16 protein-coding genes and 1 tRNA gene are annotated in these 20,440 nt (G+C 61.1%); 5 read left to right on the top strand and 12 right to left on the bottom strand.

Annotated features, from left to right (window positions below; translation table 11 throughout):
• Window positions 1-190: 190 nt before the first annotated feature.
• The 6 genes from BN2476_RS30755 to BN2476_RS30730 all read right to left on the bottom strand — a co-directional run bounded on the left by BN2476_RS30755 (window position 191) and on the right by BN2476_RS30730 (window position 6,633).
• Window positions 191-577: a response regulator transcription factor gene (locus tag BN2476_RS30755; RefSeq protein ID WP_087737972.1), complete on the bottom strand. Its 387-nt coding sequence runs from the start codon at window positions 575-577 to the stop codon at window positions 191-193.
• A gap of 61 nt (window positions 578-638) precedes the next feature.
• Window positions 639-1,382 (bottom strand): response regulator transcription factor, encoded by a 744-nt coding sequence (locus BN2476_RS30750; RefSeq protein WP_087738078.1) that lies wholly within the window; start codon window positions 1,380-1,382, stop codon window positions 639-641.
• A 26-nt stretch (window positions 1,383-1,408) separates the two neighbouring features.
• The gene (locus BN2476_RS30745) at window positions 1,409-2,749 is read right to left on the bottom strand and encodes a two-component system sensor histidine kinase NtrB (protein WP_087737971.1); all 1,341 of its coding nucleotides are present in this window, start codon (window positions 2,747-2,749) and stop codon (window positions 1,409-1,411) included.
• Between the two features lie 916 nt (window positions 2,750-3,665).
• Window positions 3,666-3,756: transfer RNA gene (locus BN2476_RS30740), tRNA-Ser, on the bottom strand.
• Window positions 3,757-3,927: 171 nt separating this feature from the next.
• Window positions 3,928-5,226 (bottom strand): serine--tRNA ligase, encoded by a 1,299-nt coding sequence (gene serS, locus BN2476_RS30735; protein WP_087737970.1) that lies wholly within the window; start codon window positions 5,224-5,226, stop codon window positions 3,928-3,930.
• Window positions 5,227-5,322: 96 nt separating this feature from the next.
• The gene (locus BN2476_RS30730) at window positions 5,323-6,633 is read right to left on the bottom strand and encodes a replication-associated recombination protein A (RefSeq protein WP_087737969.1); all 1,311 of its coding nucleotides are present in this window, start codon (window positions 6,631-6,633) and stop codon (window positions 5,323-5,325) included.
• A 288-nt stretch (window positions 6,634-6,921) separates the two neighbouring features.
• Here BN2476_RS30730 and cytX point away from each other — a divergent pair, with 288 nt between their 5' ends.
• Window positions 6,922-8,238 carry a putative hydroxymethylpyrimidine transporter CytX gene (gene cytX, locus BN2476_RS30725; RefSeq protein ID WP_087737968.1) on the top strand — a complete coding sequence of 439 codons (1,317 nt, stop codon included), beginning with the start codon at window positions 6,922-6,924 and terminating at the stop codon, window positions 8,236-8,238.
• Window positions 8,239-8,253: 15 nt separating this feature from the next.
• Here the strand turns inward: cytX and BN2476_RS30720 are convergent, their stop codons facing one another.
• Window positions 8,254-9,885, bottom strand: coding sequence for a tetratricopeptide repeat-containing glycosyltransferase family protein (locus BN2476_RS30720; RefSeq protein ID WP_087737967.1), 1,632 nt, complete (start codon window positions 9,883-9,885; stop codon window positions 8,254-8,256).
• A gap of 298 nt (window positions 9,886-10,183) precedes the next feature.
• Window positions 10,184-11,176, bottom strand: coding sequence for an agmatinase (speB, locus tag BN2476_RS30715; RefSeq protein WP_087737966.1), 993 nt, complete (start codon window positions 11,174-11,176; stop codon window positions 10,184-10,186).
• 162 nt (window positions 11,177-11,338) lie between these two features.
• Here speB and BN2476_RS30710 point away from each other — a divergent pair, with 162 nt between their 5' ends.
• Window positions 11,339-12,253 (top strand): LysR family transcriptional regulator, encoded by a 915-nt coding sequence (locus tag BN2476_RS30710; protein WP_087738077.1) that lies wholly within the window; start codon window positions 11,339-11,341, stop codon window positions 12,251-12,253.
• A gap of 9 nt (window positions 12,254-12,262) precedes the next feature.
• On the opposite strand, the gene lolA is transcribed toward BN2476_RS30710, so the two are convergent.
• Complete coding sequence (gene lolA, locus BN2476_RS30705; RefSeq protein WP_087738076.1) at window positions 12,263-12,958, bottom strand: outer membrane lipoprotein chaperone LolA; 696 nt, start codon at window positions 12,956-12,958, stop codon at window positions 12,263-12,265.
• Between the two features lie 137 nt (window positions 12,959-13,095).
• On the bottom strand, window positions 13,096-15,411 hold the full coding sequence (locus tag BN2476_RS30700; protein WP_087737965.1) for a DNA translocase FtsK: 2,316 nt from the start codon (window positions 15,409-15,411) through the stop codon (window positions 13,096-13,098).
• 449 nt (window positions 15,412-15,860) lie between these two features.
• Here BN2476_RS30700 and trxB point away from each other — a divergent pair, with 449 nt between their 5' ends.
• The 3 genes from trxB to BN2476_RS30685 all read left to right on the top strand — a co-directional run bounded on the left by trxB (window position 15,861) and on the right by BN2476_RS30685 (window position 18,501).
• On the top strand, window positions 15,861-16,868 hold the full coding sequence (gene trxB, locus BN2476_RS30695) for a thioredoxin-disulfide reductase (protein ID WP_087737964.1): 1,008 nt from the start codon (window positions 15,861-15,863) through the stop codon (window positions 16,866-16,868).
• Window positions 16,869-17,034: 166 nt separating this feature from the next.
• Window positions 17,035-17,865 (top strand): Smr/MutS family protein, encoded by an 831-nt coding sequence (locus BN2476_RS30690; protein ID WP_087737963.1) that lies wholly within the window; start codon window positions 17,035-17,037, stop codon window positions 17,863-17,865.
• A 15-nt stretch (window positions 17,866-17,880) separates the two neighbouring features.
• Window positions 17,881-18,501 (top strand): trimeric intracellular cation channel family protein, encoded by a 621-nt coding sequence (locus BN2476_RS30685; RefSeq protein WP_087737962.1) that lies wholly within the window; start codon window positions 17,881-17,883, stop codon window positions 18,499-18,501.
• A 170-nt stretch (window positions 18,502-18,671) separates the two neighbouring features.
• On the opposite strand, the gene BN2476_RS30680 is transcribed toward BN2476_RS30685, so the two are convergent.
• Window positions 18,672-19,367, bottom strand: coding sequence for a RelA/SpoT domain-containing protein (locus BN2476_RS30680; protein WP_087737961.1), 696 nt, complete (start codon window positions 19,365-19,367; stop codon window positions 18,672-18,674).
• Window positions 19,368-19,370: 3 nt separating this feature from the next.
• On the bottom strand, window positions 19,371-20,440 hold a 1,070-nt coding region (locus BN2476_RS30675; RefSeq protein ID WP_143811086.1), incomplete at its 5' end, for a ParA family protein.

Genomic DNA, 20,440 nt, shown 5'->3' with positions numbered 1-20,440 from the left:
TCGTACCCGTTGCTCGCGCATCGCGCGGCGGGCGAATCCAGATGCGCCAGTCGGCCTGGCAACTCCAATGCAATGAAGTGTGGAATCCGGCCATGGCAAAGACAATTGGACCTTGGTCCAATACCCTTTTTTGGCCGCGCGGACCTCGCACGCAAGCGTTCGACGCCCTTCGTTCGCGCGACGAGAAATGTCATAGCGGCGCAGCGATGCCGAGCACGGCACACACTGTCCTGATGAAAAGCACGTCGTTGAATGGCTTGCGCAAATAGGCCCTCGCACCCGCCGCAAGCGCGGCTTCGCGCACGCCCGCGTCGTCGTGGGCGGTGATGAAAATGACGGGCACGGTGCTGCCCGCCAGCCGGCGCTGGACCTCGATCCCGTTGGAGCCGGGCATCTGCACGTCGAGTATCACGCAGTGGGGGCGATACGCAGGCGTGGCCGACAGCACGTCGAGAAACTCATCGCCACTCGCGTACGTGTCGGCCGCAATCCCGACGGAGCGCAACAGGCGCTTGATCGCCCTGCCCACCGACGCATCGTCGTCCACGACGACGACGAATGGTTTGTCTGTGCCCATTCTGAATAGTCCATTGACCGGCCGCGCGCACACAGCGATGCGTGAACGCTTCAGCAATAGACTATGAGACTGCGGGCGCCCGTGGTATTGGACCTTGGTCCCGTATCCGCTCGCGCGTGGCCTCGCGCGCAACATGGGGTGCGCTCGTATGCGGTGCCTGCGAACTGAAGGGATTGCGTGTGACACTCGCAACGGCGATCTTGTCGGCGATGCGCACAAGCTCGGCGAGCGAACTGACTTCCATCTTCTGCATCACGCGCGCGCGATGCGCCTTCACGGTCTTCTCGACGGTGCCGAGTTCGCACGCAACCTGCTTGTTCAGACGGCCGAGCACGATGAGATTCATCACTTCGCGCTCGCGCACCGTCAGACGCCCGACGCGGCTGAGCAGCACTTCGAGCTCGTGCATCGCGTTCGAGACTTGCACCGAATGCGCGAGCGCCTGTTCGATCGCACGCAACAGGTCGTCGTCGCGCACGGGCTTGGTGAGGAAATCGGTCGCGCCCGCCTTGATTGCGCCGACCGTCATCGCGATGTCGCCGTGTCCCGTCAGAAAGATGATGGGCAAACGCTCATCGAGTTCGCGCTGCAATTCGAGTCCGCTCAGATCGGGCAACTGCACGTCGAGGACCACGCAGGCGGGCGCATGCCCGGCGCACGCATGATCGAGAAAGTCGCGCGCCGAGCCGTACGCCTCGACGCCGTAGCCGGCGGATTTGACGAGACGCGTCAGCGCGCGGCGCACCGACGGGTCGTCGTCGACGATATAGACGAGTGCGGCCGCTTGCGTCGCGACATCGCTCATCGTGTCGTTCGTGCCGTTCATGTCGCTCATGACGCCGCCTGCGCAGCGCCCGCGTTGCATGCGTCTCGCGATGCGGGCAACGCGATATAGAACGTCACGCCCTGATCCGGATTGGTCTCGGCCCACAAGCGGCCGCCGTGCATCTGCACGATCGAGCGGCTGATCGACAGACCGAGCCCCAGCCCCTGCGGCTTCGACGTGACGAACGGCTTGAAGATGCATTCGAGCTTGTCGGCCGTCAGTCCATGTCCCCGGTCTCGCACGGCAATGCGCACCATGCCTTCGCGATCGGGTTGCGCAAAGAGCGCAACCACGCGGCTGGGCGCGTCGCACTCGCTGACGGCATCGAACGCGTTGAGCAGCAGATTCAGCAGCACCTGCTGGAGTTGCACCTTGTCGCCGCGCACGGGCGGCAGTCCGTCGTCGATAACATGCGACACATGGATGCCGCGCGCGACGGCATCGCTATGCACGAGCAACGCCACATCGCGCAGCAATCCGCCGGCATCGAGATTCGCGAGTTGCTGTTGCTCCTCCTTCTTCACGAAGGCGCGCATCCGGCGTATCACTTCGCTTGCGCGGCCGCTGTCGTCGACGATGTCCTTGAGGATGTCGCGCACTTCGGCAAGGTCGATCGGCTCCTTATCCATGAAGCGCTGCGCGGCCTGGCCGTTGCTGAGGATAGCCGTCAGCGGCTGGTTCAGTTCGTGCGCGAGCGACGCGGCAAGCTCGCCCATCATCGAGACGCGCGTCAGATGCGCAAGCTCCCGGCGATTGCGTTCGAGTTCGAAGCGCTCGGTCATATCGGTGATGAACGCGACGGTCGCGACGCGTCCTTCGTAACGGATCGTGCTCGTCGCGATCTCGACGGGGAACTCGCTGCCGTCGCGGCGACGCGCGCGCAGATTGCGCGTGGCGGTCACGGCCGGCCCGCTCACGTTCTGCGACGCGCCCGTGCCCGCGCAGCGCTCCTGCGACAGCGCCGGCGCGACGAGGCCGACACACGCGCCGCTCAGCACGCCGCGCCGATAGTCGAAAAGCCACTCGGCCTGCGCGTTGGCGAGCACGATCACGCCATGCTCGTCGAAGACGACGGACGCGACGGGCAAACATTCGAACACGTCGGCAAGCTCCGTCATCGTGCCGGGCTGCCGACGCGTGACGGCAAAGAGACCGGCGGCGCCGCGCGTCGGCCGCAAGTGCGCAACAGCATCCGTCACGCGATGAAGCATCGGCACGACAGACGTGCCATTGCGCGTATGCGCGAACACCCCCTCGCGAGCGGAAGCGACCCGTCGCGGATGAAGCGACCACCAGATGACGATTGCAGCCACCGCGACCGTGACAGCAGAAATGGCGATGTGCATGGCTTACCGTTCCTCAAGACGTTTGCACCTGAAAAGCCGCGGCAAGTGCGAACGTCTTCGTTGTTGTGCGCGATGCAACGGGTGCGACGGCGCTGGAATCGGGCGCGCGACGACTCACCTTCACGAATAGAGCTGCGACTACGTGCTACTAATGCATTCCGTCGTTGAATGAATGCAATGACATGAAGCAAAAAGAGAATCGGACTACAGCGATTGCTTCATATGAATCTTCATATGGACCGCAAAATATTCCGCAAAGCTATTCCGTGAATAATTGCGATTAATTTTTTACTTGTTCGCCTGGCTCTGGGCGGAAAAAAGTGCAACTTCATCCTATGCAGAAAGCGCACCTTAGTAAAGCGCAGATCAGCGAATCAACGAGAAATAAGCCTTGCTTTATTTGGCGTCTGACGAAGCCATTTATCGAAGCACTGAATTCGAATATTTTTGAAACCGGAAACGATTTAAAGCGGGGGTTTGATGCGCGATCCGAAACGGCTAATCGTTTTATTTCGTATTTCGGACCGCTGAGCGGATAGAGGATGGTGAATGCACTCGCTCTACGTTATGCGAAATCGGATGGCCCCGGCGGAGGCACGCCTTGGGTTCGTCATCGTGGACTCCAATTGCGACGCAATGACCATACCCGTTTTTTGTGCGGATGCGGCGGCGTATCGCGCGAACCATCCGCATTAGAAGGCTTCGCGCGATGTGCGGACGAACATATGTCGGAACCGCTTCACCGGAATATTGAAAAGGAAAATTTAAGGACGGGCCAGCTACGCGCTTGTATTTGCGAATTGCGAAGGCCGATGGTGCCCTGATGATTGCGTGACCGTCATATGCACGCGGATCGATGCATAAATCGACGCACAAACGAAAACAGGCCCCGAAGGGCCTGTATCGCTTTGCATCTTGGCGGAAAGGGTGGGATTCGAACCCACGATACGGTATAACCGTATACCGGATTTCGAGTCCGGCGCATTCGACCTCTCTGCCACCTTTCCTGATTCTTTGACTTCCCACCAAGGTGGTCTTGTCTGCTTTACATCAACTTCACACTAAGCGGGTCGCTGCTTGTGTGAGACGAAGATTATAGAACACCTGTTTTTGAATTCCAAGTCCTTTTTCGCAGAAAGTTGAAAAAGGACCTGGACGACTGGGCAAGCCCGGTTCGCTCAGCGCGCCGCCGTCGCTTCCAGGCGCTCGATGCCGCCCAGATACGGACGCAGTGCCACCGGCACAGTCACCGAGCCATCGGCGTTCTGGAAGTTCTCCAGCACGGCGACGAGCGTGCGGCCCACGGCCAGCCCCGATCCGTTAAGCGTATGCACGAGTTCCGGCTTGCCCTGCGGGTTGCGATAGCGCGCGTGCATCCGTCGCGCCTGGAACGACTCGGTATTCGAGCAGCTCGAAATTTCGCGATACGTGTTCTGCGCGGGCAGCCACACTTCGAGGTCGTACGTCTTCGAAGCCGAGAAGCCCATGTCGCCCGTGCACAGCGTGATCACGCGATACGGCAGTTCGAGCTTCTGCAGAATCGTCTCCGCGTGCATAACCATCTGCTCCAGCGCGTCATACGACGTTTCCGGAGAAACGATCTGCACCATCTCGACCTTGTCGAACTGATGCTGGCGAATCATGCCGCGCGTGTCGCGGCCATACGAACCCGCTTCCGAGCGGAAGCACGGCGAATGCGCCGTCAGCTTGATCGGCAGCTCGCTCGCGTCGACGATGCTCTCGCGCACCGTATTCGTCAGCGAGATTTCGGACGTCGAGATCAGATACTGTGTGACCGTGTTTTCGCCGCCGCCCTTTTCGACGCGAAACATGTCGTCGGCGAATTTCGGCAACTGGCCCGTACCGAGCAGGATTTCGGGATTGACGATGTACGGCGTATAGATTTCCGTGTAGCCGTGCTGCTGCGTATGCGTGTCGATCATGAACTGCGCGAGCGCGCGATGCAGGCGCGCAATCTGTCCGCGCAGCATCGTGAAACGCGCGCCGGAGAGCTTCGCGCCCATTTCGAAGTCCAGACCGAGCGGCGTGCCGACGTCGACGTGATCCTTCACCTCGAAGTCGAACTGCCGCGGCGTGCCCCAGCGGCGCACTTCGACATTTTGCGTTTCGTCGTTGCCGACGGGAACGCTCTCATGCGGCAGATTCGGCACGCCGAGCAGCAGATCGGACAAGCGCTTCTGGGTCACTTCCAGCTGGACCGCCGACGCCTTCATCTCGTCGCCGATACCGCCCACTTCGGTCATCACCGCTGAAGTGTCTTCGCCGCGCCCTTTCATCGCGCCGATCTGCTTCGACAGACTGTTGCGCTTCGCCTGGAGCTCTTCGGTACGGGTCTGGATCGCGCGGCGTTCGGCTTCGAGCGAGGAGAAAGCCGCGACGTCGAGGTTAAAGCCGCGATCGGCGAGGCGTTTCGCGACGCCGTCGATATCTTTGCGCAGCAGCTGGATGTCAAGCATGGGATGGGGCAACAGTTCGTTGTGTGAATGGGCGATTTTAGCGCACCGGCGTGGGTCGCCGGCGGCGTTGTCGGCTCTGGCGCAAAGCGCGCTTGATCAACTCTTCTTCCTGTTCTCGCTGCGCCATTGCGCATCGAGTTCGGCAAGGCGCGTGAGCTTCTCGCCGATCTTGCCTTCGAGCCCGCGCGGCGTCGGCTGATACCAATGCGGCTCGCGCATGCCATCGGGCAGATAGGTTTCGCCTGCCGCGTACGCGTCCGGTTCGTCGTGCGCGTAGCGGTACTCGTGGCCGTAGCCGAGTTCCTTCATCAGCTTCGTCGGCGCGTTGCGCAGGTGGATCGGCACCGCGCGCGACTGGTCCTTGCCGACGAAACCGCGCGCCGCGTTGTACGCGTTGTAGCCCGCGTTCGACTTCGGCGCGACGGCCAGATAGATCACGGCCTGCGCGAGCGCGAGTTCGCCTTCGGGCGTGCCGAGGCGCTCGTAGGTTTCGGCGGCGTCGAGCGCGATGCGCGCGGCGCGCGGATCGGCGAGGCCGATGTCCTCCCACGCCATGCGCACGATGCGCCGCGACAGATAGCGCGGGTCCGCGCCGCCGTCGAGCATGCGGCAGAACCAGTACAGCGCGCCGTCGGGATTGCTGCCGCGGACCGACTTGTGAAGCGCGCTGATCTGGTCGTAGAACGCGTCGCCGCCCTTGTCGAAGCGCCGCAGGTTTTCGGCGAGCGCGCTCGCGAGCAGTTCGCCGTCGATCTCCGTCTTGTTCTGCCGGGCCGCCGCGCGCGCGACGATTTCCATGTTGTTCAGCAGCTTGCGGCCGTCACCATCTGCCGAACCGATCAGCGCGTCGCGCGCCTCGTCGGTAAACGTGAAGCCGCCCAGTTCCTGTTGCGCGCGGTCCAGCAGTTCGCGCTGCTCGTCAGTATCAAGGCTCTTGAGCACGTAGACGGCCGCCCGCGACAGCAACGCGCTGTTCACCTCGAACGACGGGTTCTCCGTGGTCGCGCCGACGAACACGAACAGCCCCGACTCCACATGCGGCAAGAACGCGTCTTGCTGGCTCTTGTTGAAGCGATGCACTTCGTCGACGAACACGAGCGTCTGGTGGCCGTTCGCGCGATGAATTTGTGCCGTCTCGACGGCTTCGCGGATGTCTTTCACGCCCGAGAGCACCGCCGACAGCGCGATGAACTCCGCATCGAACGCGTCGGCCATCAGGCGCGCGAGCGTCGTCTTGCCGACGCCCGGCGGGCCCCAGAGGATCATCGAGTGCGCCTCGCCGGACTCGAACGCGACGCGCAGCGGCTTGTTCGGGCCCAGCAGATGCTTTTGCCCGATGACTTCGTCGATGCTGCGCGGCCGTAGGCGCTCGGCGAGGGGAACGTTGGCGCGGGTTTCTTCAAACATGGCGTTTTGGGGATAATCTCGGCTTTTCGGGTATAAACGGTCGCGATGCACCACATGCACTGATGGGACACGCGACGATCTGCCCCTGAACGGCATGCAACCGCGTCAAGCCGGCCCACGGGCGAACGGCGGCGCATGCAGAGTTGTGCATTATGACAGCCGCAGCGCGGCAAGGCCGGCGGCAAACGTCATAGGCGTTTTCTGATAGGCGGGCCGCAATGCGCGTACCGTGACGGAACACGGCCGCAACGACGACGCCCCGACAACAACAGACAGGAAAGAGATTCGATGGCTCAAGATTCAATGACCGGCGAGGCCGGTTCGACTTACGCGCCGCTCAAGCCGGTGCCGGATTCGCGCCGCGCGTTCAGGACGGGCGACGCATTCGCGCTGTGGTTTTCGCTCGGCATCGGCCTGCTGGTCGCGCAGGCCGGCGCGCTGCTCGTGCCCGGGCTGTCGCTGCCGCACGCGCTGCTGGCGATCGCAATCGGCAGCGTGATCGGCGTCGTGCTGCTCGCGCTCGCGGGCGTGATCGGCACGGATACGGGGCTCGCGGCGATGTCATCGCTGCGTCCGACGCTCGGCGTGCGCGGCGCGTCGATTCCCGCCGTGCTGAATATGATCCAGCTGGTCGGCTGGGGCGCGTTCGAAGTGATCGTGATGCGCGATTCCGCCGACGCGCTGTCGAAGCAGGCCTTCGGCTTTTCGGCGCCGCTGATCTGGACGCTGATCTTCGGCGTGCTCGCGACGTTGCTCGCGATCAGCGGCCCGCTGTCGTTCGTGCGGCGCTTTCTGCGCACGTGGGGCATCTGGCTGCTGCTCGCGGGCGCCGCGTGGCTGACCTGGGCCGTGCTGGCGCAGCACGAAGTGGGCACGCTGATGCATCGTCCGGGCAATGGCGAAATGTCGTTTGGCGGCGCCGTCGATCTCGTCGTCGCGATGCCGCTGTCGTGGCTGCCGCTGATCGCCGACTACACGCGTTTCGGCCGAAAGGCGGGCGAGACGTTCCGCGGCACGATCTTCGGCTTCGGCATTGCGAACGTGTGGTTCTACGCGCTCGGCGCGGTGTACGGGCTCGCCGCGGGCGGCGGCGATGCGCTGCTGACGACGGCGCTCGCGCAAGCAGGCGGCGGCCTCGCGCTGCTGCTGGTGCTGATCGACGAAATCGACAACGCGTTTGCCGACGTGCACTCGGCGGCCGTATCGACGGGCACTTTCTGGACGCGCGCGAGCGTGCCGCTGTTGTCCGCCGGGTTCGGTGCGCTGTGCACGCTGATCGCGCTCGCCGTGCCGATGGCGAAGTATCAGAACTTCCTGTTGCTGATCGGTTCGGTGTTCGCGCCGCTGTTCGGCGTGGTGCTGGCCGATCACTTCATCGTGCGCCGGCGCCGCATCGACGCAGACTCGCTCGCCGATACGCAAGGCCGCTATGGCTTCTCGGGCGGCTGGCACGTGAGCGCGTTCGTCGCGTGGGCGATCGGCATTGCCGCGTATCAGGCGATCAATCAGTGGCTGCCGAACCTCGGCGCGACGCTGCCTGCGCTGGCGATCGGCGGGCTGTGCTATCTGGCGTTCGTGTCGGCGCGCAAGCAGGCTTACGCGTAGGCCATATTCATTTGATCAACAAGCCGGCGCGCGTTGACGCGCCGACCACGCTTCGAGCGCGAGCTTCACGCGCTCGATCACCTCGCCCCACTCGCCGGGCTGCCGCTGATGAAAGAGACGCGTGCGCGGATACCACGGCGTATCGTCGCGATCATGCAGCCAGCGCCAGCAGCCGTCGTAGCGCGACAGAATCCACACGGGCCTGTCGAGCGCGCCCGCCAGATGCGCGATCGACGTATCGACGGTAATCACAAGATCGAGTTGCTCGACGATCGCGGCCGTGTCGGCGAATTCGTGCACGTCGTGCATCGGATCGAATGGACGGAGTTCAGCTGGCAACGTATCGATTTGCGGTTGCGTCGACGCGCCCTTTTGCAGACTGACGAACGTGACGCCGGGCACGCACAACAATGGCAGATAGGCGCGCGCGTCGAGCGAGCGGCGGCGATCGACCGCGTTAATCGCCGGTTGATCGGAGCGCGGATCGCCAGCCCAGACGAGCCCCACCCTGAACTTGCCAGCGGGCAGCCTGCCTTTCCATCTGGCCGCGCGCGGCGGCGGCACCCGCAGATAAGGCGTCGCGCCGGGAATGCTCGCGAGCGTGGTGTGCAAGCGGTGCGGCAGGCTCATCGTCAAGCACGCAAAGTCGTGCGGCGGAATTTCATGCTCGCCGTCGAGCGGAATGCATTCGTCCACGCCTTCGATGGTTTCGAACAGACTCTGCAACACAGGCGAACACGCGACGCTCAGCTTCGCGAGACCTCGCGCCTTGAGCATCGGCAGATAGCGGCAGAACTGGAGGCTGTCGCCGTGCCCCTGCTCTGGCCACACCAGCAGCGACTTGCCCGCGAGCGGCTCGCCGCGCCACATCGGGAAATCGACGGGCGGCGGCGCGACCTTGCGCTGCGGCCACGCGGGATCATAGCGAGCTTCGAACAGGGCCCATCCCTCTTCCAGACGTCCGACGGTGAGCAGCAGATGTGCGAGGTTGATCTTCACCTCGAAGTAGTCCGGACGCAGTGCGAGCGCCTGTCGGTACGAGGCTTCCGCTTTGGCGAAACGCCGTTGCGTCTTGAGCACCACGCCCAGATTGAAACGCGCCTTGACCTCGTGCGGATGGGCGGCAAGTGCGTTCCTGTACGCCGCCTCGGCTTCGGGCGGGCGCATCTGGTCCTGATACAGCACGCCCAGGTTGACGTAGGTATCGCCGTCGTGGGGCTGAAGCTCGATAGCGCGCAGATAGGAGGATTCCGCTTCATCCGGATGGCCGAGTTGCGCAAAGAGCCGCCCGAGATTCACGTATGCGCCCGCATGGTCCGGCGCGATGGACAGTGCCTGCCGATAGCACGCCTCGGCTTCCATCGGGCGGCCCAGTTCCTTGAGCACGACGCCCAGATTGTTGTGCGCGTCGCAGTAATCGGGCCTCGTGTCGATCGCGCGTCGCCAGTACGTCTCCGCATCGTGCAGATGTCCGATCGACAGATGGCACGCGGCGGCCAGATTGAGAACCTGCGCATCGACCGGCTGTGCATGCAGCAGCGGCTCGATCAGCGCCAGCGCTTCGTCGAAACGGTCTTTGCCATACAAAGACACGGCGGCTGAATAACGGTCGATGGCGGGGTCGAGATTCTGCAAATCGCCGTACATGACTTGATCCTGGGAGATGGTTTCGGAAGGAGTGCGAGAGCATTCGAAGCGGGCCGGCGCGCTCTCTTTATGATTTATCCAAGAATTACGGTCGGATGCGCGCCAAAACCGGTGTAGCGTAGCGACGCGGGGGACGCGTCTCTAGCTCACATTTCTGAAAATGCTGTCTTCGCGTCGCCGCGCGATGGCAGCAGAAACGACAACGCCCATAACGGACGTCATGGGCGTTCTATCGACGATCTTCGGAACCGTCTCGTTGCCGACGGCGCGTTTCAGCCGCCGCCGGCATGTACTACGGCTATCGCGTCGCTGGCCGATACTCGACACCCGGCAGCACGCACAGCATTTCGAACGCGAGATTGGCGCCGAGCAGCGCCGTCGTACCGAACGGATCGTACGGCGGCGCGACTTCCACCAGATCGCAGCCGACGATATTCAGACCATGCGCGCCGCGAATGATCTCGAGCGCCTGCGGCACGGTCAGCCCGGCGATCTCGGGCGTACCCGTGCCCGGCGCGAAAGCGGGATCGATGCCGTCGATATCGAACGTGATGTACACCGGGCCGTCGCCCATCTTCTCGCGCACGCGCGACATCAGCGGCGACAGCGACTGGTTCCAGCACGCCTCCGCCTGCACGACCTCGAAGCCCTGGTCGCGGCACCAGTCGAAGTCTTCGGCCGCGTAGCCCGTTCCGCGCAGCCCGATCTGCACAACGCGCTCGCAATCCAGCAGGCCCTCTTCGACCGCGCGGCGAAACGGCGTGCCGTGCGCGATCTTCTCGCCCATCATCGTGTCGTTGACGTCCGCGTGCGCGTCGACGTGAATCAGACCGACCTTGCCATATTTGCGATGAATCGAGCGCAGGATCGGCAGCGCGATCGTGTGATCGCCGCCTAGCGTGATCGGCTTCGTCCCGTGTTGCAGGATTTCGTCGTAAGCGCGTTCAATGCGGCCGATCGAATCCAGGAGGTTGTACGGATTGATCGCAACGTCGCCGATGTCCGCGACGCGCAGCGAATCGAACGGCGCGGCGCGTGTCGCCATGTTGTACGGGCGCAGCAGTACGGATTCCGCGCGGATCTGGCGCGGGCCGAAGCGCGCACCCGTGCGGTTCGACGTGCCCAGATCGAACGGCACGCCGACAAAACAGGTATCGAGCCCTTGCGGCGACCCGACGTTCGGCAGCCGCATCATCGTGGCGATACCGCCCGCGCGCGGCATCGCGTTGCCCGACAGCGGCTGCGGCCGCTCGGTGAGGTCCGGGGAAACGAAATTCGAGGAAGTATTCATCGTAGTTCGCCAATGGCAAGCACAGCGTCTCAATAAAGCGAGGAATCCAGACGTCGCAAAGCGCGCGACGCCGGAGCATTTCTCATTTTTGTGCGCTTCCGGCGGACATAAAATGCCGACGAAATAAACTTCACATTGATCGGCATCGATGTATCCTGCCGCATGTTCTCCCAACTGACCGATCTCGATCTGCGCCTGATCCGCGTGTTCCTCGCCATCGTGGACGCGGGCGGCGTTTCGCCTGCTCAGGCTACATTGAACATAGGCCAGTCGACGATCAGTACCCAGCTATCGACACTGGAAACGCGACTCGGCTACCGCCTGTGCGAACGCGGCCGCAGCGGATTTAGCCTGACCGCGCGAGGCGAGCAGTTCGTCGACGCGGCGCGCACGCTGCTTTTCGCCGTCGATGCGTTCGGCGTGCAAGCGCGCAACGTCGGCCGGAAGCTGGTGGGCACGCTAGGAATCGGGATGATCGGTCATACGCCAGTGTCGGAAAGCGCGCGGATCAGCGATGCGATTGCGCGCTTCCGTGCACGCGACGAATCCGTGCGATTTTCGATTCTCGTGCGCTCGCCCGGCGAACTCGAAGAGTTGCTGTTGAGCGGTCGGATTCAGATCGGCATCGGATATTTCTGGCATCGCGTGCCGTCGCTTGAGTACACGGAGATCTTTTCCGAGGAACAGCTTGCGTATTGCGCGAAGGGGCATCCGCTGTTCGCTCAAGCGGGCAACGTGACGCCGGCGCAAGCCGCGCAGCACGAATGGGCGTGGCGCAGCTATCCGCTGCCAGAGGCCGAAGCATCGACGACGCCGGGCAACGTCACTGCCGTCGCCGACAACATGGAAGCCGTCGCGATGCTCGTGCTGTCAGGTCATCACCTCGGCTATCTGCCGGGGCACTTTGCCGCGCCGTATGTGAAGGAGGGTTTGCTCGCCGCGCTAAACCCGCAGCAGATGAGCTACCGCGTCGCGTTTCACATGGTTGCGCGGACGCGGCAGCATCGGACGGACATCGTCGATGCGTTTATCGACGATATGAAGGCCGCGCATCCGGCGCCCGGCCTTCAAGGGTGAACGCGACGTTCAGCCGTTGATCACGTCGGCGCCCTTCGGCACCGTGAACTTGAATGCGTCGGCGGGCAACGGCGGGTTCTTCTGGATGTTCGAAAATTTCAGCAGCGTCACGTTGCCGAAGACGTCGTGCAGCTCCATCGCCTCGAGATTGCCGTCACGAAAGCCGATGCCGACACGCTGAAACTGCGTATCCTTCGACTTCGGAATCAACTCGAGCCAGTCGATACCCGCCTTCACGCCGGCGTCCTTCAGCGTGAAGTTCTTCTCGAGATCGTTGCTGCCGAACAGGATCGCCGCCGGGCTCGCGCCAAGCGCGCCGCCCAGCTTGCGCACCGTCACCTGGTTCAGGTCCTTGTCATAGACATAGAGCTTGTCGCCGTCGGCCTGCAGCAGTTGCGCGTATGGCTTCTCATACGCCCAGATGAACTTGCCCGGCCGCGCGAACGTGAACGTGCCGCTCGACACCTTGTTCTGCGTCGCGCCTTGCGTCGATAGCACGCCGCTTGCCTGTTGCTGCGCGTTGCTGGGCGCACGCACTTCGGATTGCACGAATTCGCCGCGTGCCGAACGCACTTGCGAGACGAACTGCTTCAGTTGCTCAGTGCCGCTTGCGAATGCATGCGACGCGACGAGCACCGATGCGCCGAAAGCCAGCGTGCGCGTCAGACTGCCAAGACGGGTCTTAGACCCAACGATTTGCAGCATGTTGTTTTCTCCCTTGTGTCGTACAAGCTGGTCGCTTGTATCGGTTCCGATGCGCACGGAATGTGAAACCAAAACAGCGGCCACGCTTCAACGCGTGCCGCTGTCCGTCATCAGTCGCATGAATGAAGCGCCGAGTGTCAGTCCGTTTCGCGCGCGGGTACCAGAATTTCGCGGTTGCCGTTCGACGACATCGCCGACACCAGCCCCGACTGCTCCATCTGTTCGAGCAGACGCGCGGCGCGGTTGTAGCCGATGCGCAGATGCCGCTGCACAAGCGAGATCGACGCGCGGCGGTTCTTGATGACGATTTCGACCGCCTGATCGTACAGAGGGTCGGACTCGCCGCCACCCGCTCCGGTTCCCGCGGCATCCGCGGAACCCTCGTCGCCTTCGCCCGATACGCCGCCTTCCAGCAGCCCTTCGATGTAGTTCGGCTCGCCCTGCTCCTTGAGCTTGTCGACGACGCGATGCACTTCGTCATCGGACACAAACGCGCCGTGCACGCGTATGGGCAGACCGGTGCCCGGCGGCAAATACAGCATGTCGCCCATGCCGAGCAGCGATTCCGCGCCCTGCTGGTCGAGAATGGTGCGCGAGTCGATCTTCGACGACACCTGGAACGCCATCCGCGTCGGCACGTTGGCCTTGATGAGGCCGGTGATGACGTCGACGGACGGACGCTGCGTCGCGAGAATCAGGTGAATGCCCGCCGCGCGTGCCTTCTGTGCGATACGCGCGATCAATTCTTCGACCTTCTTGCCGACCACCATCATCAGGTCAGCCAGTTCGTCGATCACGACGACGATATTCGGCAGACGCGACAGCGGTTCAGGATCGTCCGGGGTCAGGCTGAACGGATTCGGAATCTTGTCTTCGCGCTTCGCCGCTTCGTCGATCTTGTTGTTGAAGCCGGCGAGATTGCGCACGCCGAGCTTGCTCATCAGCTTGTAGCGGCGCTCCATTTCGGCGACGGTCCAGTTCAGCGCGTTGCCGGCCTGGCGCATATCCGTGACGACGGGGCACAGCAGATGCGGAATGCCTTCGTAGACACTCATTTCGAGCATCTTCGGATCGATCAGGATCATTCGCACCTGTTCCGCGCTCGCTTTGTAGAGCAGCGAGAGAATCATCGCATTGATACCGACTGACTTGCCCGACCCCGTCGTACCCGCGACCAGCAGGTGCGGCATCTTCGCGAGGTCCGCGCACACCGGCTTGCCGCCGATGTCCTTGCCGAGACCCATCGTCAGCGGCGAGCCGGCGTCGGCATAAACGGTCGAGCCGAGAATCTCCGACAGCCGCACCGTCTGACGACGCTGGTTCGGCAGTTCGAGCGCCATGTAGTTCTTGCCCGGAATCGTCTCGACGACGCGGATCGACGTGAGCGACAGCGAGCGCGCCAGGTCCTTCGCGAGATTCACGATCTGGCTGCCCTTCACGCCAACAGCCGGCTCGATTTCGTAACGCGTGACTACGGGACCAGGATAAGCGGCGACCACACTTACATCGACGCCGAAGTCCTTCAGCTTCTTCTCAATGAGACGCGACGTGAATTCGAGCGTATCGGCGGAAATGGTTTCCTGCGTTGCGGGCGCGGGATCGAGCAGCGAGATGGCAGGCAACGTCGAATCGCCGGGCAGGCTCTCGAAGAGCGGCACCTGACGTTCTCTTTCGACGCGCTCCGACTTCTCCGGCTTCGTCACAGGCGGCACGATCACGACGGGCTCGTGCTCCTCGGCCTTCACGCGGCTCTGTTCGACCTTGCCTTCGCGCTTCACGGCAGCCGCTTCGCCGAGCTTGCGGTCGCGGCCGGCCTCGCGGCGCAGCTTCGCGAGCGTCACGCCGGAGATGATCGAATCGCCGACCTTCTCGCACACCGACAGCCACGAAAAACGGAAGTACAGCGACAGGCCGATGGCGAGCGCAATCAGCAGCGCCAAAGTGCCGCCCGTGAATCCGAGCGCATGCGACACGCCCTTCGCGACCGCCTCGCCGATCACGCCACCCGGCGCGCGCGGCAACTGCACTTTGAGCGACCACATGCGCAGTGCCTCGATGCCGTCGCAAGCGAGCAACATGAGCGCAAACGCGAACACGTCCGCGAGCCAGCTGTTGTCAAGAGGCGCGTTTTCGTCGGGTTCTTCGTGACGCGTGATGCGCTTGTAGTTCGCCGAGATGCGGCGCGCGAGCAGCACGATCCACCACCAGGCGGAGAGGCCGAAGAGCAGAAGGAGAATGTCGGAGGTCCAGGCGCCGACGCGGCCGGCCCAGTTCGAGATGTGGTCGACCTGCGCCGCGTGTGTCCAGCTCGGGTCGCGGCGGCTGTAGCTGATCAGCGCCATCACGAGGAAAACGCCGAGCGCCAGCTGGAGAATCCAGCGGATTTCGGTGAAAAGGCGCGACATGCGGTGAGGCAATGCCTGCGCGTTCGCGGAATAGGTAGCTTTTGCCATTGAGCCTGTTGCGTGTGCGGCCTGCAGCGGTTTCAGGTGCCGGTTCAGTTGCCCTTCAATTCGCCATCGGGACCGGTTCAGGTGCCGACGGGGTCACTCACATCCTGCCGGCAAGCCGCCTGTCGTTCATCGGCGACTATTGTAAACGCACTGTTGCGCGCAAGGCTGTAAATGACGGTAACGTCGGCCGAACGGCCAGGAATGTCGTAATTCCCATACGCTTTCCGGCGAAATCGACGTGTTTTCGGCCGACTTTCGCACCGACGCCGTTGGCATCGGCTATCGCCTCGATCGCAAAGCTTCATGAAGCAGCCGCTTGCCCTCCCCTTTATAATACGGGGCTGATACCCACCTATCGTGTCAAGCAGGTTTCCCGGCTCGACGCCAGTACCGCCGGTCATTGCAGCCGATGTTCCGCCGCTGACCGACGCTTTTAACGGATTTCGATCATGCCCGCTTCCCCGACCAAACACGCGAAGGTTCTGATTCTCGGTTCCGGCCCTGCCGGTTACACGGCGGCCGTCTATGCGGCGCGCGCCAACCTGTCGCCGGTGCTCGTCACGGGCCTCGCGCAAGGTGGCCAGCTGATGACCACGACGGACGTCGAAAACTGGCCCGCCGACGCCAAGGGCGTGCAAGGTCCGGAATTGATGACGCGCTTCCTCGAGCACGCCGAGCGCTTCAACACCGAAATCGTGTTCGACCACATCCACACGGCCAAGCTGGATGAGAAGCCGATTCGCCTGATCGGCGATTCGGGCGAGTACACGTGCAATTCGCTGATCATCGCGACGGGCGCATCGGCGCAATATCTCGGCCTGCCGTCGGAAGAGCTGTACATGGGCCGCGGCGTGTCGGCGTGCGCGACCTGCGACGGCTTCTTCTACAAGAACCAGCACGTCGCCGTGGTCGGCGGCGGCAATACGGCCGTTGAAGAAGCGCTGTATCTCGCGGGCATCGCGAAGAAGGTGACGGTGATCCACCGCCGCGACAAGTTCCGCGCCGAGCCGATCCTGATCGACCGGCTGCTGGAGAAGGAAAAGGAAGGCGTCGTCGAGATCAAGTGGGAGCACGTGCTCGACGAAGTGAAGGGCGATGACGGCGGCGTCAACGGCCTGCGCGTCAAGAACGTGAAGACGGGCGCGACCACCGATATCGATCTGCAAGGTCTCTTCGTCGCGATCGGCCACAAGCCGAACACGGATATCTTCGAAGGCCAGCTGGAGATGAAGAACGGCTACATCATCACGAACGGCGGCCTGAGCGGCAACGCAACGGGCACGAGCGTGCCGGGCGTGTTCGCGGCCGGCGACGTGCAGGATCACGTGTACCGTCAGGCGATCACGAGCGCGGGCACGGGCTGTATGGCCGCTCTGGATGCGCAGCGTTATCTGGAAAGCATCCACGAGTCGATCGGCGAGCGCGCGATGAGCGCTGAGGCTGAGCGTTCGATTTGATGCGTTTTCCGCTGTCTCGTTCGGTCGATGGCTTGTGTAGAACGGGGAACGCGGATCGGTAGAATAGCGGCATGCAGCAGGCTTGCCGCGCTTGTTGAGATTCTCAATGTCTGATAGGGCCGCGGCGTGATGCCGGCGGCCCTTTTTGTTTTCTGCTTCGATCGCCATGCCTAAGAATCTGCCCCACCCGAGCGAACCGAAACGGCCGCGTACTGCGGCTTCCAGTCCTTCTGATGCTTCGGCGTCGTCTGACACTGGCGCTTCGGCTTCTTCATCTTCGTCGAAGAAGCCGTTGGTCGAAGCTGGTGTGGGGTTGGCCGGGCTGGGTGGATTGCGCGATGCGTTGAAGGGTGCCGCTCAACGCGCTCAGCGTGAGAAGGCTGCGGCGGTGCAAGCGTCGCGCGAGGCGGCCGCGGATGCCGATCTGTTTCGGCGTGAAATCGGCGCAGTCGCGCCGCTCAGCGCGAAACCTCGCGCGTCGGTGACGCGCACGCCGCCAGCGCCCCTTCCCATGCAGACGAAACTCGACGAAGAAGCCGTGTTGCACGAAGCGATTTCCGACGAGTTCGATCCCGAAGTGCTGCTCGACACCGATGAGTCGCTTTCCTACTGTCGGCCCGGTGTGAGCCAGGAAATCGTCAAGAAGCTCCGACGCGGCGCCTGGATCGTGCAGGCGCAGCTTGATCTGCATGGGATGCGTCGCGAGGAAGCGCGTGAGGCTTTGTCTGAGTTCATTCGTGAGGCGAGCAAGAAAGGCCTACGGTGTTTGCGTGTGATTCACGGGAAGGGACTGGGGTCGGTTGGGAAAGAGCCTGTGCTCAAAGGCAAGGTTCGCGCTTGGCTCGTGCAGAAGGAAGAGGTCATCGCGTTTTCGCAGGCTCGTCCGCATGACGGCGGCGCGGGTGCTGTGCTTGTTCTGTTGCAGCCTGGGTCGGTGGGTTCCGGGACTGGCTCAGGCTCGGGAGCTTCTTCGCCGTCTTCGTCCGGTAAAGTCTGAGAAGGCTTTTCAACGATGCATCCTCGGCTCACTCTCGCGCTTGCCATCATGGAAGCGCTGGCTATTCTCGCCTACGCAATCTCGGGGTTTATCGAAGCTCGGACGAAACGGCTCGATGCTGTTGGGACTTTTCTTGTCGCGATGGCTACGGCGTTTGGTGGTGGGACGGTTAGAGATATCTTATTGGATCGTCGACCGTTCTATTGGGTCGAACATCAGTGGTATGCGATTCTGATCTTCGTTCTGAGCTTCTTTGCGCCGTTTGTGCTTAAGGCTTATACGCGGGTTTTTAATGAGCGCGTGTTGCTGGTGGCTGATGCGGTCGGGCTTGGGCTCTTCAGCATCTCGGGGACGTCGCTAGCGCTCGATGCTCGGATGCCGTGGTTCGTGGCTTCCATGATGGGTGTTGCTACTGGTGTATTCGGCGGGATTATCCGAGATGTGATCTGCAATGAGGTTCCGCTGATTCTCCGAGACTCACGACCTTACGCGACTTGTGCGCTCGTTGGGTGCTGGCTTTACCTGCTGCTGGATTACGTCAACTTCGATACGGTCTACAGCGTGTTGATTGCTACGGGGTTTATTCTTGTGGCGAGGTTGGTTACGTTTAAGCTGGATGTTAGGTTGCCGCATTAGCCACGCTTGGAGCGCCAATCCTTCGTAGACTTTGAGCAGTTCCATCATTGCGGCGCATTCTTCTTATGTCCAACCACACGCAATACAACAGGGTATTTGGCAGACTATTGGTCACGCGATGTTCATGTCTTCACGGAGCGACGTCTGCCAAGCGGTATCACCTGCATCGATCAACCCTGACCATGTACCCTGAAGATTGCGTCCGCCAGACGGGAACCAGTTGATACCAGCTTCGACAAAACTCGAAGCTGCTCAATGCTCGCCATTTTCTCGGTCTTTACAGGGTAGTTGATTGAATGGTCAATCTCTCCCCAGGCTTCTTCGAAAAGCGTTCTCACTTGAACCTCACATGATATGCCTTCCTGCAAATTCGCGGGTGCCAACACGTAATGCACGCTTGTGTAATACGAGGGCTTCACAGATGTCCTCAATTTGAAACCCTTGAAATAATCCGCAGACTCTGGGTCCCATGTATACGCTATTGGTTTTTCAACAAGCCTCCATACTTTCGATTTAACCCTTTTCATGATGAATTTGTTGATTTCGGAAAATTGACCCTGGTAAAGATGCAATACTCTCAATCCAGCAAAGTCAGTAATTTCCGAAAAGAGATTCCCTTTTGTGATCCGACGCCCCTCCGCATGCTTCCGGGCAATCTTGCCCAACAGATGATCTTCATCCTTTAATCGCCCGCGAAGAGAGTGTATTACGGTTGGCGTCCCCGTATTTAGTTCGGGCGCCGAGGAAAATTCAGCCTCGACAGAGCGCAAAAATAATTCAAAATAACGTCGCTTTTGCTTATAAAGGTCGACTAGCGGAGCGTTGTCGTCAGCACTATTCTGGCGCGGTTTTGAATTTTTCGTCATTTTTTATCCGATCATCTGCACACGCTGAACGAGAGATTCTGCAAACTCGGCATATTTTCCCTTAGTGGCAAGGATGTCCGGCTTCTGTCCATTGACCGTGTTCTGATGTTCCTTTTCCAACGTCGCCAGACCTGGAATTTCCCACATAGGGACGCGATAATGTTGAGCGAGAGTCGGAAAGGTATTATGCCCGTGCATAATGGACTCTCCACCGATCGGTTGGGCCAAAACCGTTTCTGAAATATTTCGGAGATCTTTACCAATATGCTCATTAATCACATTTGGAATTTCCAGTGCATATTTTAAATGAGCTTGAGCCAGATTCCACGGCGCCGTTGCCTTAGTGTACTTGCGGGCATTATAGATTGTGTAGCCTAAAAACTGAACGAATCGAGACGGAAAGAGCTTTCTTTTATCAGTCGATATCAAGCGATAAATGATTTCGAATTCTTCACGCCATTTTTTCAACGAATTTCCAATATTTCGAATTCCATAAAGGGAAAACATATCGGGCGCGGCAGGAACGAAGAATCCGTCCACAGTCGAAATGATCGCCTTATTAAGAGCACCAAGACTAGGCGATGTATCAACGATAATATAATCATATTTATTCTTTTTTGAATACTCCTCCGCCAGTGATCGAATCCTTGTAATTGTTCTAATCGCCAACGCGTCGCCGCGATATGCATCGCTCCAACGCGTTGAAATTTTCTCTTCGAATTCGTGTATCGACAAACGCCCCGGAATCAGATGCAGATTCGGATTGACCTTATAGGGTGGGGGAAGCTTTTCGTATTCTCCCGTGCCGTCGATGGTCGGCTGCAAGAGATAGTGCAATGAACGAGGCGTCCGATGCAGTCTTTCTAATTCAGTCGCGTTTTTCTTCTTCCGAACTTCTTCGATACCAAGTTCTACGACCTCATCTTCAGCCGCCCAAATGGAATGGATCGTTTCAACGTCGATCGAATATATCGTGAGGTTGCACTGGGGATCGGCATCCAACAGCAAGACCTTATAGCCGGCCTGACTCAAGGCGTGAGCCAAATGGTACGTTAGAGAGGTGGCTCCGGAAA

It is taken from the genome of Paraburkholderia piptadeniae (assembly GCF_900007165.1).
In the GTDB taxonomy this organism is placed as follows: domain Bacteria; phylum Pseudomonadota; class Gammaproteobacteria; order Burkholderiales; family Burkholderiaceae; genus Paraburkholderia; species Paraburkholderia piptadeniae.
Note: the sequence above shows the minus strand (reverse complement) of the source record. Positions and strands in the feature narration are given on the sequence as shown.

What these genes read in the sequence shown, in the direction of transcription:
- BN2476_RS30720 (WP_087737967.1), bottom strand. Translation starts at nt 9,885, where the DNA reads ATGTACGGCGATTTGCAGAATCTCGACCCCGCCATCGACCGTTATTCA.
- BN2476_RS30755 (WP_087737972.1), bottom strand. Translation starts at nt 577, where the DNA reads ATGGGCACAGACAAACCATTCGTCGTCGTCGTGGACGACGATGCGTCG.
- BN2476_RS30680 (WP_087737961.1), bottom strand. Translation starts at nt 19,367, where the DNA reads ATGACGAAAAATTCAAAACCGCGCCAGAATAGTGCTGACGACAACGCT.
- BN2476_RS30710 (WP_087738077.1), top strand. Translation starts at nt 11,339, where the DNA reads ATGTTCTCCCAACTGACCGATCTCGATCTGCGCCTGATCCGCGTGTTC.
- BN2476_RS30690 (WP_087737963.1), top strand. Translation starts at nt 17,035, where the DNA reads ATGCCTAAGAATCTGCCCCACCCGAGCGAACCGAAACGGCCGCGTACT.
- BN2476_RS30745 (WP_087737971.1), bottom strand. Translation starts at nt 2,749, where the DNA reads ATGCACATCGCCATTTCTGCTGTCACGGTCGCGGTGGCTGCAATCGTC.
- BN2476_RS30750 (WP_087738078.1), bottom strand. Translation starts at nt 1,382, where the DNA reads ATGAGCGATGTCGCGACGCAAGCGGCCGCACTCGTCTATATCGTCGAC.
- BN2476_RS30730 (WP_087737969.1), bottom strand. Translation starts at nt 6,633, where the DNA reads ATGTTTGAAGAAACCCGCGCCAACGTTCCCCTCGCCGAGCGCCTACGG.
- BN2476_RS30685 (WP_087737962.1), top strand. Translation starts at nt 17,881, where the DNA reads ATGCATCCTCGGCTCACTCTCGCGCTTGCCATCATGGAAGCGCTGGCT.
- trxB (WP_087737964.1), top strand. Translation starts at nt 15,861, where the DNA reads ATGCCCGCTTCCCCGACCAAACACGCGAAGGTTCTGATTCTCGGTTCC.
- cytX (WP_087737968.1), top strand. Translation starts at nt 6,922, where the DNA reads ATGGCTCAAGATTCAATGACCGGCGAGGCCGGTTCGACTTACGCGCCG.
- serS (WP_087737970.1), bottom strand. Translation starts at nt 5,226, where the DNA reads ATGCTTGACATCCAGCTGCTGCGCAAAGATATCGACGGCGTCGCGAAA.
- BN2476_RS30700 (WP_087737965.1), bottom strand. Translation starts at nt 15,411, where the DNA reads ATGGCAAAAGCTACCTATTCCGCGAACGCGCAGGCATTGCCTCACCGC.
- lolA (WP_087738076.1), bottom strand. Translation starts at nt 12,958, where the DNA reads ATGCTGCAAATCGTTGGGTCTAAGACCCGTCTTGGCAGTCTGACGCGC.
- speB (WP_087737966.1), bottom strand. Translation starts at nt 11,176, where the DNA reads ATGAATACTTCCTCGAATTTCGTTTCCCCGGACCTCACCGAGCGGCCG.